This window comes from Cryobacterium serini (assembly GCF_004404025.1).
Classification (GTDB): domain Bacteria; phylum Actinomycetota; class Actinomycetes; order Actinomycetales; family Microbacteriaceae; genus Cryobacterium; species Cryobacterium serini.
The window spans coordinates 171,590-185,834 of sequence record NZ_SOHN01000010.1; the positions used below are offsets into that span (position 1 = coordinate 171,590).

Genomic DNA, 14,245 nt, shown 5'->3' on the forward strand with positions numbered 1-14,245 from the left:
CCGTGACTGAAACTTTCACGGTCGACGATTCCGTCGAACTCGCCGTCGTCGAGCGCAGCGGCTTCGTCGAATCCCGGCACGCCGGCGCGGCAATCGTGCTTGGCACCAATGGTGAGGTGTTGCGGGCGCTCGGCGACGTGACCAGCCCGGTCTTTCCACGTTCGGCGATGAAGCCGTTCCAGGCCGTGGCGGTCCTGGCGAGCGGCGCCGCCCTGCGAGGAGCGGATGCTGCCATCGCCACCGCCAGTCACAGCGGCACCGCCGCCCACGTCGATCTCGTTCGCGGACTCCTCTCCCGGGCCGGGGTGCCAGAAACGGCGCTCGCCTGCCCGGCTGCCTGGCCGATCGACTCCGCCGCGCGCGACACCCTCGTGCGCCTCGGCGCCAGCAAGGCACCGGTGTACATGGAGTGCTCGGGTAAACATGCGGCGATGCTCGTCGCGTGCCAGCAGAATGGTTGGGCACTGGAAGGGTATCTGGACCCGGCGCATCCGTTGCAAAAGCGCATTCTCGACGTGCTTGAACGTTTCACCGGCGAACGGCCGGTGGCCTCGGGCGTCGATGGCTGTGGCGCCCCCGTGCACGCGATCTCTCTCACCGGTCTGGCCCGCGGCATCGCGCGCATTGCCACGAGCAAGTCCAACTCACCGTTTGCGATTTACCGCGAGGCCGGTTTTCTGGCCGAAGCGGTGCGCGCCAATGGCTGGGTCGTGGCCGGACCCGGCCATTCCGACAGCATCGTGATCGACCGCCTCGGCCTGTTCATGAAGGGCGGCGCCGAGGGCATCATGGTCGCTGCCGCCGAGAACGGCACCACCGTGGCGCTGAAAATTCTCGACGGCAACCTTCGCGCCGCAGCTGCTGTCGCGCTGAGCCTGCTGGCCGATGCCGGCGCAATCGCTCGAACGGATGTCGCGCAGCTGCTACCCGAGCTCGGTCTCACCGTGACCGGCGGCGGACGGCCGGTAGGAGAAATCCGCGCCAGCTACGTTTAGCTGATTCGGCTGGGCGGTGCGATCACGTTGAGTGCGCCGGGCCGCACGCGTACCCCGACCGGAAGCGGCCCGATGCGGTCGCCGTCGGCGTAGGCTGCGACGGCCCCAGCCGCGTCGATCGCCACCACCCGCCCCTTCCGCACCGTAACCTCTGCTAGTTGCAGGTGCGTTCCGCTGTAAACCCGGCGCAGCGCCTTCAGTAGCCGCAGTCGTCCGGCCGCGCTAAAGATGACGATGTCCAGCAGGCCATCGTCGAGCTGCGCCGAGGGCGCCACGTGCATGCCCGAACCGTAGAAGCCCGAATTGGCCACGATCACGGTGTGTGCATCGATGCTCTGGGTCACGCCGTCGATCACAATGCGATACTCGGTCGCCCGCTGGGTAGCGATCGCCCAGACGGCGGCTATGGGGTACTGCAGCCTGGCCGGCAATCGGTGAACCCGGTTGACGAGCGCTGACGTGAGCGAATCTATCCCGGCGTAAACGCTGCCCACCACGATCTGCCCCCTGACATCGATCACATCGACCGAACGCACCGATCCGGTCAGCAACAGGTCGGCGACTGCCGCAAGATCGTTCGGAATTCCTAATTGCCGCGCAAAATCGTTGCCCCGGCCCACCGGCACGAGGCCAAGGGTGCCGCCCGCCGCCACGACCGCGCCGGCGAGGGAACCGACCGTACCGTCCCCGCCGACGGCGACGACGATGTTGCCACGCCCGGCCCCTTCGGTCGCAGCCTGGCGGCCGTGGTGTGCGCTGTGGGTGCGAGTCACCGTGACCTGGGCTCCTGCTTCACGGAGGCGCCGCGCCACTTCGAGGCCCCAGCCGACGGTCATGGGCTGGCCGGCCGCCGGGTTGACCAGTAGGTCGAAGGTTCGCACGGTGCCGGGTCGGTCAGCTGAGCTTGGCCAGCCGCCGCGCCTTCGCCGCCCCCGACACCTGCACCGTCACGACCACGACCAGCGCGAGGATGAACACGGCGGAGGCGAGCACGTTGGCCTCGGCTGGAATGCCGCGAGCCGCCGAGATGTAGATGTACTTGGGAAACGTCGTCACCGCGCCGGAGTTGAAGTTCGTGATGATGAAGTCGTCAAAGGACAACGCGAAAGACAACAGCGCGGCCGCCAGGATGCCGGGCAGTAGCAATGGAAAAGTGATGCGCGCAAACACCTGCCAGGCCGAGCCATACAGGTCGCGGCCCGCTTCCTCCAGCGCCGGGTCCAGGCTCGCAACACGCGCCTTCACCGTGACCACCACAAAGCTGATGCAGAACATCGTGTGCGCGAGAATAATCGTCAGCATGTCCTTTGGCACACCGAGGGACAGAAACTGGGCAGCCAGCCCGGCGCCAAGCACGACCTCCGGGGTAGCCATCGGCAGAAACAGCAGCAGGCTGGTCTGTGACCGAAACTTAAACCGGTAACGCACGATGGCGATCGCGATCATGGTGCCGAGGGCGGTCGCTATGACCGTGGCGACGGCTCCGATGAACAGGCTGTTGCCAAAGGCCTGGCAGACCGCGCCGTTTTGTACGTTGCAGACATTGAGCCATTTGTCGAAGGTGAATCCGCGCCAGGTGATGTTCGATTTGAGCGAGTCGTTGAAGGAGTAAACGAAGGTGTAGCCGATGGGGATCATTAAAAACAGCAGTGCCAACCCGCTGTACACGGGCAGCAGCCACTTGCCGAGGGAGAGCTTCACAGCAGTTCCTCCGTTCCGGATCGTTTGACGTAGATACTCACGATCACGAGGATCACGGTCATCAGAATGATCGACAGGGCTGCCGCCGTGGGATAGTTCTGCAGTACGAGAAAGTTCGCCTCGATCACGTTTCCCATCATCTGGGTACCGGTGCCGCCGAGAAAGTCCCGACTGGCGTTGATATAGTCACCGGCCGCTGGGATGAAAGTGAGCAGGGTTCCCGCCACGATGCCGGGCATAGACAGCGGAATGGTCACCTTGCGGAAAACCTGGAAGGGGCTGGCATAGAGGTCGTTGCCGGCCTCGAGGTAGCGCACATCGAGCCGTTCCAGGGTCGTGTACAACGGCAGGGTCATAAACGGAATGAAGTTGTAGGTCAGGCCAAAGATCACCGAGAAAGCGGTGCCGGTCACGTGGGCTTCCGGCCCCAGCAGGGACAGCGCTTTCAGTGACTGCACGACGAACGACTCGTCGGAGAACAGCTGCTTCCAGGCCAGGGTGCGCAGCAGAAAGCTGATGAAAAACGGCGCGATCACGAGCACAAGCATGAGGCTCTGCAGCAGCGGCCACCTCCGAGCCTTTACTCCGATGAAGTAGGCAAGCGGGTAGCTGATCAGCAATGCGAAGAACGTCGCGGCGAGGGCATAGCTGAACGAGCGCACGATGTGCGGCCAGTAGGTCGTGACGACCTCGACATAATTCTGCCAGCGAAAGGCGTAGTCGTATTGGCCGATGTCGCCGAACTCGCGCGGCGCCTGGAACGACGTCAGAAGCAGCGACACGAGCGGCGTGAGAAAGAACAGCACCAGGTAGAGGATGCCCGGCAACAGCAGGAACAGCGCCACCGGGCTGCGCCGCCGGGCGACCGGCTCGGTCGACGGCGAAGTCGCGGTTGAGAATGCAGCGAAGGCCATCCCTAGGCCTCCTCAAGCTCCGTGATCAACGAGGACCGGCGCTGCCGGGCGATGGTCTGGGTGTCGAGATCGGCCTCGAACCGCGGGGCATCATCCGGATCGTCGTCGAGCCCGAAACCATGGTCGATGTTCCAGCTGAGCCAGACCTCGGCTCCGACGTGCGCGGCCGGACCGAAGGCCATGTTCTGGGCGAAGACGACCAGGGTCCCGACTCCCGGAACCGCTACGAGGTATTGCGTGCTGACCCCGCTGAACGACACGTCGATGACTCGTCCAGGCCCCATCACGTTGCATCCGTCATCGTGGGTGGGCGCCTGGGCGTGCAGAGTGAGCTTTTCAGGACGCACACCGACGGTGACCTCGCCCGAAACTCGGTGTGCACGCCCCAACGGCACCACGATCTTCTGACCGGAAACATCAACCGCTATGGCAGTGCTCGTGGCCCCGACGACGGGCCCGGTGAACAGGTTGGACTGGCCAAGAAAGTTCGCGACGAAGGCGGTCTTGGGCAGTTCGTAGAGCTCCTGCGGCTCCCCCATCTGCTCGATACGACCCTTGTTCATGACCGCGATGGTGTCGGCCATGGTCATGGCCTCTTCCTGATCGTGCGTGACGTGCAGAAAGGTGAGGCCCACTTCTTCCTGGATGGTTTTCAACTCGAGCTGCATCTGACGCCGTAGTTTCAGGTCGAGGGCCCCGAGCGGCTCGTCCAGCAGCAGCAGCGACGGCCGGTTGACGATGGCACGAGCGAGGGCAACGCGTTGCTGCTGGCCGCCGGAAAGCTGCTGCGGTTTTCGGTGGGCGAGGTGATCAAGTTCCACCAGGAGCAGGGCCTCGTGTGCCTTGGCGACCGGATCGCCGATCTTGCGTCGTCGCAGCCCGAACGCGACGTTTTCCAGCACGGTCATATGGGGAAACAGCGCGTAGCTCTGGAACACCGTGTTGACCGGGCGCTGGAAGGATTTCTGATTCGTCACATCCGCTCCCCCGATCAGGATGCGACCGCTCGTGGGTTCTTCCAGTCCCGCGACCAGCCGCAGCGTGGTTGTCTTGCCGCAGCCAGAGGGGCCGAGCAGCGCGAAGAACGACCCGGCCGGGATGGTGAGGTTAAGATTTTCAATGGCGGTGAACCCGGGGAAACGTTTCTCGATGCCGACCAGCTCCAGGTCGGCTCCACGATCAGCGAACGCACCGACGGCCATTAGGCTGCGCCCAGCAGGATGGCCTGGAACTGCTTATTGAAAGTCTGTTCCTCGGTGCCGTCGAGCCCACGGAAGACGTAGGCGTTGGCGAGGGTAGCGTCGTCGGGAAAGATCAGCGGATCTTCGGCCAGCGTCGGATCGATGGCCATCATGGCTTCCTTGGCGCCAGCCACCGGGGTGATGTAGTTGACGTACGCGGCAACCTCGGCAGCAACGGCAGGGTCGTAGTAGTAGTTGATGAGTTCTTCGACATTCTTCTTGCCGGGCGACCCGATCGGTACCACGAAGTTGTCGTTCCAGAGGGTGCCGCCCTTTTCGGGAACGACGAAGCCCCACTTGTCGCCGTTTTCGGCGTTGAGCTGCACGATGTCGCCGGACCAGACGATCGCGGCCAGGGTGTCTTCGTTCGCGAGGTCCTCCTTGTACGAGTTGCCCTTGATGTTGCGAATCTGGCCGTCGGAAACCTGCTTCTTGAACTCGTCGATGGCGGCAGTGAATTCTTCCTCGTCCCACGTGCCGGAGATGTCGACGCCCTGGTCGAGCATAATCAGGCCCATGGTGTCGCGCATTTCGGAGAGCACCCCGACGCGCCCCTTTAATTCGGGTGCCCAGAGGTCTTCAACCGATTTAAGGCCTTGCGGATACTTTTCCTTGTTCCAGGCCAGACCGGCGAACCCGCCCTGCCAGGGAACACTCATAGCCCGACCAGGGTCGAAGTCGACGTCCTGCAATGAGGGCAGCAGGTTGGCAAGGTTGGGAATGTTGGCATGATCGAGTTCCTGGGTGTAGCCGAATCTGATCATGCGGCTCACCATCCAGTCGGTCAGGCACACGGCATCTGCGCCGATGTCCTGGCCGAGGGCAAGCTGATCCTTCACCTTGCCGTAATAGGAGTTGTTGTCGTCGACGGCTTCGGTGTACTTGACCGAGATGCCCGTCTGCGCCTTGAAGGCGTCGAGGGTGGGGTACTTGCCGGCGTCATCGACGTCGATGTAGAGCGCCCAGTTGTCCCAGCGGATGGTCTTGTCGGTGGCCGAGGTATCTGCGGCAGCGGTTGGTTTGGCCGCCGCTCCGGACGAGCACGCGGCGAGCGCGAGTGCCGTGGCACCAGCACCCGCACCGGCCAGCAGCGTACGACGGCCCAGCTGCGCGCTCTGCGCCTGGCGAATAAGCTGGCGGATCAGGGGATCGGCGGGTAACGGCCTGGACTTCATCATGGTTCTCCTAGCGTTCTGGGCACGCACACAGTCACGCTCGCTGCGTTGCGAGTTGGTCGATAATTGCACATATCAGCGGTAGAAACACCTAAAAGAGGTCAAAACATTGATCTTGCAATCGTTCTATCACGAAATCAGCACAAACTTGCAGCATGTGCCCGTGAAATCGTCGGTGTGCCACGATCCGGCAGGTGACGCTGCACAGATTGTTGCACCAGCCGTTGGCCGAGGCCCTGAGCTAGTCCGGCAATATCGCCCTGGTGACCTCTCCGTCGGGAGACAAGATCCAAACCCGTCCACGTCCGGGTGCCAGCGGAGGCGGCAGTTCCCGGCGATGACTAACCAGCCGAAAGTCCGACAGGCTGCAGCGGTCGAACACCAGGCTGGCCGCTCGGTCGCTCGACGTCGGACCACGAAGCCGTGCCAGCAACGCCCAGTGCACCTGCCAGGATTCGGCGTCACCGACGACAATCAGTCGACCGGCAGCATCCGCTTGGCCCGCAGCGCCTGGATCCAGCAGAGCGGAAGCCGCTGGTCCGCTGGTTCCGGCAAGTTCCAGTACCGGGATACCCATGGCATTACGCAGGCGGGTGGCCGTGTTTGTCGGCGACGATGACACGATCAGAAGCGGACCGCGAGCTGGTAGCGGATCGGGCACCACGACAGCAGGAATGATCATGCCAGGAGTCGGTGCCAGCAGCTGCACGCGCAGGGTGCGCCATACTCCCCCACCCGGCGGCAGCGACGAGATGTAACCGGCCGATTGTCCCCCGGCCGCGAGGTGGTCCTGCACGCTCGGCAGTTTCAGCAGCAGCGTACTCTGGCACAAGGTTGCCAGCCCCGGAACAACGCTCGTGTGTCGTTGCACGGCGACGACGACACGCACACCGGCGGCCGGTCCGTCCCGCAGCAGACCGACGAGCAGATCAACGGCTGCCAGCCGGTGGTCGGGCTGCCAGCGGGCGCAGACGGAATCGAAGTCGTCGAACAGGACCAACCGGGGCGAGGTCGAAGTTTGCTGCCCGGTTTCGACGCGGGCGCAGAGGGTCGCCAGCACATCCCAAACCGACTCCACGTCGGCCGTGACCAGTTGGGTCTCGACCCGATGTTCGGCCACCCGGGTGAGCGTGTGCAGCAGGGTGGATTTACCCGAGCCGGCCCCGCCGACCACCAACAGGTGTCCATCAGTGTCGGGGTCGTAGGCGAACACGCAGTACCGCTGGCGCTCGGGTTCGTCGAGCAACCCGACCGGATACCCCGTCGCCGGCGCCACCCCCACCGTCGCCACTTCCAGATCGTGCTCGGTCACAATCGGCGGGAGCGCATCGAGCCATGGACGTCTGGGAACATATCCGGACGACGACGACCGTGGCGCCGCGATGATGCTCGCAATGTCGAGTTCCCCGGTCGTCGCAATCTGGCAGAGCACCGGTTCTCCGGCTTCCGTGGCGACCAAACACCGGCCGGGCTCATTCGGTGCCAACGCCGCCGCGGCATCCGTGCCGATCACGGCCTGGCTGTCGGCCCGGTTGTTCACTCGGAGCGACAAACGCAGGCTGCAGTTAGCCAGCAACGCGTCACGTACGACCCCGGCCGGCCGTTGGGTACACAGAATCAGGTGCACCCCGAGCGACCGTCCCCTGGCGGCAATGTCTACAAAGAGGGCGTGCAGCTCGGGAAACAGCCCGAGCATGGTAGCGAATTCATCGACGACGATGATCAGCCGGGGAAGCGGATGCTCCAGGCGCGCGTCGGTCACGTCCCGCGCCCCGGCCGCACTCAGCATGCGCTCCCGGTAACGCAGTTCGGCCCCCAGACTGGCGAGAGCCCGAGTGGCCGCGTTCGAGTCGAGGTCGGTAATGAGTCCGACGCAGTGCGGCAGTCGAGCAAGCGGTTGAAAGGCCGCACCGCCCTTGAAATCGACCAGGAGAAAGTTCACCTGCCGCGGCGAGTACGTCGCGGCCAGCGCGGCAACCCAGGTGGTCAAGAGCTCGCTCTTTCCACTGCCGGTCGTTCCACCGACGACGGCGTGAGGCCCGGACTGCACCAGGTCAAGGTGCACCGACCCCTCTCGGCCGACTCCGATCGGGCAGGCAAGGCTCGACGGGGCCATCGAACGGTCCATCGCCCGATCCATCGCCGAAGCATCGGTGACGTGCTCAAGGAGTTGCATGACCGGGACCATGGCCGGGATCACCCCCATCGTGCTCACGAGGCCTGCCGACTTGGCCTGCCCGGCGAGTGCCACGGCAAAATCGACGGCTTCGGCCCTGGCGAGAAGTTCCGGAGAGAAATCCAGAGGGGGCGCCCGATTCGGCGAACGAATAATCTGTGCCCGGGCCGGACCGTTCACGCGCACGACCGTTCCGCAGCCCGGCGGCAAGTCTTCCAGCCGCATCGCCAGGGCGAGCAACAGCCGCCCGCTTTCTGGTTCCCCATGGAGCGGATCGGTGCTGCTGGTGGTGGTTCGCAGTCGGAGTGTAAACCGGCGCGGCGGTGGCGCCACGTGCGGCAACTGTGTCACCCAGTCCCAGTCGGTGGACCCGGCATCGCTCGGGCCGGCGACACCCAAGTCGGTCGGCGGCACCGCGAAAGCGACCTGCACGACAACGGCACGGCCGAGCGCCGCCGCGAGCGGCACCGGCCCGACGATGCCAAGCCCCTGGGCCAGGTCAACGACGACGGGCGCGCCCGTGACTGTTGCAGCCCAGTCCCGCAGTTGCCGGTTATCATTCGGGCCGCTCCCTCCGCCGAGTCGGATGCCGCTCGGGGCCGGGCCAACGCCCAGCGAGACGAGCGTGCCTTCCGTTAGTCGCCAACGCGAAACTGCCGCACGCCCGAGCACAATGTTTCTCGCCGAAGGCGTCTGCCGCCAGGCTTCGTCGCGCCAGCGGGTGTGACGTTCGGTAATCATCAAACGCAACACCGCGACGGCCTCGCCGTGCGAAACCGTCTCGGCCCGACGGCGTTTACGGCCCGAACGTTTCGCGTCGAACATGCTGGCCACCGCGATGATCGGGCTCAGAACGGCGAAAATTAGCGCGAAGGCCGAGCCGGTGATCATCCAGATCACTCCTGCAGCGACCAGGGGCGCCACAGTGGCGAGCAAGGGAAAACCCGCGGGCGGCAGAACGGCCGGCGCGGGCGGTAGCGTGAGGGTTTCATCGACGGCGGACACCCAACCAGCAGACCCGTCTATCGGTCGAGAAACATCCGCGACGTGATTATCGGTGCATAACCGGTGTTCTGGTCAGCGGTGGAGGAGGTGTTCAAGCGACAGTGAACGAGTGGTCAGCGATTTCAACCCGGGTACCACGCGGCAAAACGAACCGTCGGCCCGGTTCGAGCACCTCGGCCGTTTCGCCGGGACGGCGAATCACGGTGCCGTTGCCCGAGACCCGGTCGCTGACCCAGAACTCGCCGTCGTGCTGGCCGAACTCGAGGTGCGTCTTCGAGACCGAGCGGTCGGCATCCGCTACCCGAATGAGTTCGTCGAAAATCTCATCGGGTTGGGCCAGGGGTTTGCGGCCGATCAGGCCGGAGCCTTGCACGGAGACCACCTGACCGGTGCTGAAGGTCAACACGAAGGTCGCCCGGGTCGGCAGCGCGGCGGCGGGGACTGCGTGCGGTGCGGCGGCCGGTGCGGCGTTCACGACAGCGATGGCCCGCACCGGCGCCGGCACCTCTGCTGGAATCGGTACGGAGATGACCACTGTGGTGCGCGGCAGTCGCGCAATGATCGTCGTGTCATTGGGGCGAGGGTCCCGGCGCTTGCGCGACTCCACGGTAGCGGTACGCGAGCTGCCACATTCGCCGCAGAACATGGCTAAGGCCGGCAACCAGGCCCCGCAAATCTGACACGTCACGATCAGCTTGGCCTAGACCTTTTTGACCAGGCTGGACTTGAGCTGCATGAATCCGAATCCGTCGACCTTGCAGTCGATGTCGTGGCCATCGACCGGGTCGACGAGACGAATGTTGCGAACCTTGGTGCCGACCTTGATCGACAATGACTGGCCCTTGACTTTGAGGTCCTTGATGATCGAGACAGTGTCACCGTCGGTCAGCACGGTTCCGAAGGCATCCTTGACAACGGCTTCCTGTTCTTCGTCGACCGGTTCGTTCGACCATTCGTGGGCGCAGAGCGGACATACCAACAGGGAGCCCATCTCATAGGTCAGGTCGCTGGAACATTCAGGGCACGGCGGCAGGGACTCATTCACTCGATTCATAATACGCGACTGGACTGCGCCGGCACGGGCGTGCTAGCGGCGACGGGTCAGCACGCGCCAGAGCCGCCCGGCGATGATGGCCGCGATAACCATGAACATGAGCGGAATGTAGGCGACGACAGAGGATGCTTCCCAGCCAATCCCGATTCCGGAATCACGATTGAAAGCCGATACCAGCAGCCCGAGAAAGTATGACTCGGCCGACTCTGCTCCGTTGTCCATTAGGGCAGACAACATGCCAGCGGTGAACGTGAAGGCCAGGGTCCACCAGAGCAATAGCAGGCCGGTGAACCAGTAGATTGACCGAACCCAGGACGGCCGGTTACTGCGGCCGTCCTCAGCGAAGCTTCGGGCCAGGGCGCGAGGAGAGCCGAGCGAGTCGAGGGCGGCGTCGATGCCGCGGGCGGCGGCATCCACTTCGATATTGTCGCGAATTTCCCGCAGGATCGATCGGCGTTCGCGCGTAGTGACCGACTCTTCGAGGGCGAGGTCGAACCGAAACAGATAGGACTCGCGGCGACGCCAGACTGCAAACGTTGATCTGACCTCGGTGGTGTGCGTGTTCATTTCTGTTCCTCTCCGGCTGGTTCTCGCTCGTCTGGTTCAGCTGTGGCGAAGGCGCCCAGCCCCGTGTGCACGATCGCAATCAGGGAATGCCATCGCGCCGTCGCGAGCATGAGGGCTTTTTCCCCGGCCGGGCTGAGTGCGTAGTACTTGCGCGCCGGTCCAGCTGTGGATGCCACGAGGCGGCTGGTGAGTGAGCCCTCCTGTTCGAGCCGTGACAACACCGGGTAGACCGTTCCGGTCGCAAGGTCGCCCAGGCCGATGTTCTGCAGTCGCACGACGAGTTCGTAACCGTACGATTCGGCGAGGTGCAGTTGGCTCAGGATCAGCATGGGCAGCACACCGCGCAGAGACTGCGCGTCTTGCTGCACTTCCGACGTGGACGGTGGTTGCTTCATGGCTATTACCCTAGGGCAGCTAGTGGGTAATGCCTAATAGCTGGGAAGACTTGCTAGCAGGGGTCGGGTCAGGTGTTGGGCGCCTCGTACGCCTCGACCGCGAGCACGTCAACCACGATGGCGGTGACGTTGTCGCGACCACCGTTTTCCAGGGCCGCCTCGACCATCGCCGCGACGGCATCCGCTGCAAGCTTCTGTTCGAGCAAAAAATGACGAATTCCGTAGGGGGTGAGTTCTTTCGTGAGTCCGTCTGAACAGACCAGAATGCGCATGCCGGCCTGGATCGGCAGAATACGGTAGTCGGGAATTGGCGGTTCGTGAAAGCCGACGGCGCGAGTGATGATGTTACCGTGCGGGTGCACGTCCGCCTCTTCGCGGGTGATGCGACCGGCGTCGACGAGTTCCTGCACGACCGAGTGGTCGTTGGTGACCTGCTCGAGAACACCACCGGCCAGCTGGTAGACCCGGGAATCACCGATGTTGTAGACGATCCAGCTAACGACGTCCGAGACGAGTGCCAGCGCTACGCCGGTCACGGTGGTTCCGGTGCCCTGGTCGGTGACGCCGGCACCCTGCGCCATGTCCTCCACGGCGAGAGCGAGTGCCCGATCGATCGAACCGGCCTCCGCCACGAGGGTCCCGGACAGCTCGGAGAGCCTGGTCACGACTGCGGCACTTGCGACATCGCCGGCCGAATGGCCACCCATACCGTCGGCGACGGCGAACAGGGGCGGGGCGGCGAGGAGGCTGTCCTCGTTGACCTCACGGCGATGGCCGACATCGGTCAGGGCTGCCCATGCCAGCGTTAGCGTCGTGGCAACGCTGGGCAGTTCGACGCGAAATTCGGTCGAACCTTGACCAATCTGGGTCACGGGTGGTGCCTTCCGAGTCTGGGCACGAGTTCGTCCCCGCCGTTCCAACGTTCACCGAAGGACTTGGACCATAATAACGTCACCGCTCACGGCCACTGCACCGACTAGTGCCCGATGTAGCTCATCACGTGCTTGATCCGGGTGTAGTCCTCGAACCCATATATCGACAGATCCTTGCCATAACCGGAGTGCTTGAAACCACCGTGTGGCATCTCGGCAACGATGGGAATATGCGTGTTAATCCAGACGCAACCGAAGTCAAGGTGCTTGGCAAAGCGCATCGCGCGGCCGTGGTCGCGGGTCCACACCGACGACGCCAAACCGTAGTGCACGTCGTTGGCCCAGCGAAGCGCCTCGGCCTCGTCGGTGAAGCGCTGCACGGTCATCATCGGCCCGAAGATTTCCTGCTGCACCGCCTCATCGGTCTGCAAAAGCCCGCTCACGATGGTCGCGTCGTGAAAATATCCGATACTGCCAACCCGATGTCCGCCGAGTTCGACCCTGGCGTGGTCGGGCAGCCGGTCGACGAAGCCAGTTACCTGGGCAAGCTGACTGGCATTGTTGACCGGTCCAAACAGAATGCCCGCTTCGCGTGGGGCCCCCGTGCGGGCGTTGTCCCGGGCATATACGGCGAGCGCCGCGACGAATTCGTCGTGAATGCCATTTTGCACGAGCAACCGCGTTGCGGCCGTGCAGTCCTGACCGGCATTGAAGAAGCCGGCGGCGACGATCCCGGCAACGGCAAGCTCGATATCCGCATCGTCGAACACCACGACCGGCGCCTTGCCGCCCAGCTCGAGGTGCACCCGTTTCAAATCGTGTGACGCGGCTTCGGCCACGGCCATTCCCGCCCGCACCGAACCGGTGATCGACACAAGCTGCGGGGTTTTGTGGTCGACCATGGCCGCACCGGTCGTGCGGTCGCCGACGAGCACGTTGAGCACACCGGCTGGAAGAAATTCTGCCGCGACCTCGGCGAGCAGCAGGGTCGCGCTTGGGGTGGTATCCGAGGGCTTCAGCACCGTGGTGTTGCCGGCGGCGAGCGCTGGCGCGAATTTCCACACCGCCATGTTCAAGGGGTAATTCCACGGCGTGACCTGGCCGACGACACCGATCGGTTCACGCCGGATGAATGAGGTGTGGTCAGTCATATACTCGCCGGCCGCGCGACCCTCAAGGTTGCGGGCTGCGCCGGCAAAAAATCGAATCTGGTCGACCGAGAGCAAAATCTCATCGTCAACCAGGGTGGAGCGAGGCTTGCCGGTGTCGAGCGACTCGGCGTCGGCGAATTCTTCGGCACGCGCCTCGATCGCATCCGCTATGCGAAACAGCGCTAGCTGCCGCACGGCCGGGGTCGTCTCGCCCCAAATTTCGAAAGCGGATGCTGCGGCACGGTAGGCCGAGTCCACATCGGCTGCATTCGATACAGGACTGGTGCCGTAGACCGTTTCGGTCGCGGGATCGATGAGGTCGAACCATTTTGTCGCTGTGGAGTCGACATACTGACCATTGATGAAGTTACGCAGTTCGAAGGCGCTCATGCGGCCCAGTGTATCCATCTCAATTTGAGATGCACGGAGATTCACAAATGAAATCCGCAGTAATTTGCATAATACGCGACGGATTCGCTTGCCGAAGTGTATTCGCACTGACAGAATCGATGCATGAATGGACAAAGGCGCGGTCAGTCGCCGAAGCCGGCCCAGCTCGACGATGTCTCGAAAAAGATCATCGAACAGCTTCAAGCCGACGGACGTCGGTCGTACGCGGAGATCGGCAAAGCCGTCGGTCTCAGCGAAGCGGCCGTGCGCCAACGGGTCCAGAAACTCACTGACTCCGGTGTCATGCAGGTGGTGGCTGTAACGGACCCGATGCAGCTGGGCTTCTTCCGTCAGGCCATGATCGGCATTCGCGCCTCGGCCGACACCCGTGTGCTCGCCGATCAGCTGGCCGCAATCGATGCCGTGGACTACGTCGTGCTCACGGCTGGCACCTTTGACATTCTCGCCGAGGTCGTCTGCGAAGACGACGACGAACTGCTCGAACTGCTCAACTCCAAGATCCGCAATCTCGATGGAGTCCTCTCCACTGAGACGTTCGTTTATCTCAAACTCCATAAACAGTTCTATAACTGGGGAACACGGTAAAAA

The 14,245-nt window shown here is 63.6% G+C and carries 14 protein-coding genes; 2 read left to right on the forward strand and 12 right to left on the reverse strand.

Annotation, left to right across the window (positions count from 1 at the left end; all coding sequences use genetic code 11):
- Positions 1 to 2 precede the first annotated feature (2 nt).
- Positions 3 to 995, forward strand: coding sequence for an asparaginase (locus tag E3T51_RS08995; protein ID WP_104192250.1), 993 nt, complete (start codon positions 3 to 5; stop codon positions 993 to 995).
- Here the strand turns inward: E3T51_RS08995 and E3T51_RS09000 are convergent.
- The 12 genes from E3T51_RS09000 to E3T51_RS09055 form a co-directional block, all read right to left on the reverse strand.
- Entirely contained in the window at positions 992 to 1,876 is an 885-nt protein-coding gene (locus tag E3T51_RS09000; RefSeq protein WP_198417849.1) for a diacylglycerol/lipid kinase family protein, read from the reverse strand. The genes E3T51_RS08995 and E3T51_RS09000 overlap by 4 nt on opposite strands.
- A gap of 13 nt (positions 1,877 to 1,889) precedes the next feature.
- Positions 1,890 to 2,696, reverse strand: a complete 807-nt coding sequence (locus tag E3T51_RS09005) for an ABC transporter permease (RefSeq protein WP_174844579.1) — start codon at positions 2,694 to 2,696, stop codon at positions 1,890 to 1,892.
- Positions 2,693 to 3,610 (reverse strand): ABC transporter permease, encoded by a 918-nt coding sequence (locus E3T51_RS09010; RefSeq protein ID WP_134529548.1) that lies wholly within the window; start codon positions 3,608 to 3,610, stop codon positions 2,693 to 2,695. The genes E3T51_RS09005 and E3T51_RS09010 overlap by 4 nt, the downstream gene beginning before the upstream one ends.
- Positions 3,611 to 3,612: 2 nt before the next feature.
- Complete coding sequence (locus E3T51_RS09015; protein ID WP_134529549.1) at positions 3,613 to 4,812, reverse strand: ABC transporter ATP-binding protein; 1,200 nt, start codon at positions 4,810 to 4,812, stop codon at positions 3,613 to 3,615.
- Positions 4,812 to 6,026, reverse strand: a complete 1,215-nt coding sequence (locus E3T51_RS09020) for an ABC transporter substrate-binding protein (RefSeq protein ID WP_134529550.1) — start codon at positions 6,024 to 6,026, stop codon at positions 4,812 to 4,814. Before E3T51_RS09020 ends, E3T51_RS09015 begins: the two co-directional genes overlap by 1 nt.
- 241 nt (positions 6,027 to 6,267) lie before the next feature.
- A complete protein-coding gene (locus tag E3T51_RS09025) occupies positions 6,268 to 9,207 on the reverse strand; it encodes an FtsK/SpoIIIE domain-containing protein (RefSeq protein WP_134529551.1) in 2,940 nt (979 codons plus the stop codon).
- Between the two features lie 91 nt (positions 9,208 to 9,298).
- A complete protein-coding gene (locus tag E3T51_RS09030; RefSeq protein ID WP_134529552.1) occupies positions 9,299 to 9,895 on the reverse strand; it encodes an FHA domain-containing protein in 597 nt (198 codons plus the stop codon).
- Positions 9,896 to 9,907: 12 nt separating this feature from the next.
- Positions 9,908 to 10,252, reverse strand: coding sequence for a zinc ribbon domain-containing protein YjdM (locus E3T51_RS09035; protein WP_338145153.1), 345 nt, complete (start codon positions 10,250 to 10,252; stop codon positions 9,908 to 9,910).
- 42 nt (positions 10,253 to 10,294) lie between these two features.
- The gene (locus E3T51_RS09040) at positions 10,295 to 10,828 is read right to left on the reverse strand and encodes an HAAS signaling domain-containing protein (RefSeq protein ID WP_134529554.1); all 534 of its coding nucleotides are present in this window, start codon (positions 10,826 to 10,828) and stop codon (positions 10,295 to 10,297) included.
- Positions 10,825 to 11,223: a PadR family transcriptional regulator gene (locus E3T51_RS09045; RefSeq protein ID WP_134529555.1), complete on the reverse strand. Its 399-nt coding sequence runs from the start codon at positions 11,221 to 11,223 to the stop codon at positions 10,825 to 10,827. The genes E3T51_RS09040 and E3T51_RS09045 overlap by 4 nt, the downstream gene beginning before the upstream one ends.
- A 68-nt stretch (positions 11,224 to 11,291) precedes the next feature.
- The gene (locus E3T51_RS09050) at positions 11,292 to 12,095 is read right to left on the reverse strand and encodes a PP2C family protein-serine/threonine phosphatase (RefSeq protein ID WP_338145154.1); all 804 of its coding nucleotides are present in this window, start codon (positions 12,093 to 12,095) and stop codon (positions 11,292 to 11,294) included.
- A 104-nt stretch (positions 12,096 to 12,199) separates the two neighbouring features.
- Complete coding sequence (locus E3T51_RS09055; protein ID WP_134529556.1) at positions 12,200 to 13,636, reverse strand: gamma-aminobutyraldehyde dehydrogenase; 1,437 nt, start codon at positions 13,634 to 13,636, stop codon at positions 12,200 to 12,202.
- A gap of 123 nt (positions 13,637 to 13,759) precedes the next feature.
- Here E3T51_RS09055 and E3T51_RS09060 point away from each other — a divergent pair, with 123 nt between their 5' ends.
- A complete protein-coding gene (locus E3T51_RS09060; RefSeq protein ID WP_134529557.1) occupies positions 13,760 to 14,242 on the forward strand; it encodes an Lrp/AsnC family transcriptional regulator in 483 nt (160 codons plus the stop codon).
- The last annotated feature ends 3 nt before the right edge of the window (positions 14,243 to 14,245 follow it).

Excerpts from the sequence above, each read along its gene's own strand:
- E3T51_RS09010 (WP_134529548.1), bottom strand. The coding sequence starts at position 3,610 with ATGGCCTTCGCTGCATTCTCAACCGCGACTTCGCCGTCGACCGAGCCG.
- E3T51_RS09015 (WP_134529549.1), bottom strand. The coding sequence starts at position 4,812 with ATGGCCGTCGGTGCGTTCGCTGATCGTGGAGCCGACCTGGAGCTGGTC.
- E3T51_RS09020 (WP_134529550.1), bottom strand. The coding sequence starts at position 6,026 with ATGAAGTCCAGGCCGTTACCCGCCGATCCCCTGATCCGCCAGCTTATT.
- E3T51_RS09040 (WP_134529554.1), bottom strand. The coding sequence starts at position 10,828 with ATGAACACGCACACCACCGAGGTCAGATCAACGTTTGCAGTCTGGCGT.
- E3T51_RS09045 (WP_134529555.1), bottom strand. The coding sequence starts at position 11,223 with ATGAAGCAACCACCGTCCACGTCGGAAGTGCAGCAAGACGCGCAGTCT.
- E3T51_RS09055 (WP_134529556.1), bottom strand. The coding sequence starts at position 13,636 with ATGAGCGCCTTCGAACTGCGTAACTTCATCAATGGTCAGTATGTCGAC.
- E3T51_RS09060 (WP_134529557.1), top strand. The coding sequence starts at position 13,760 with ATGAATGGACAAAGGCGCGGTCAGTCGCCGAAGCCGGCCCAGCTCGAC.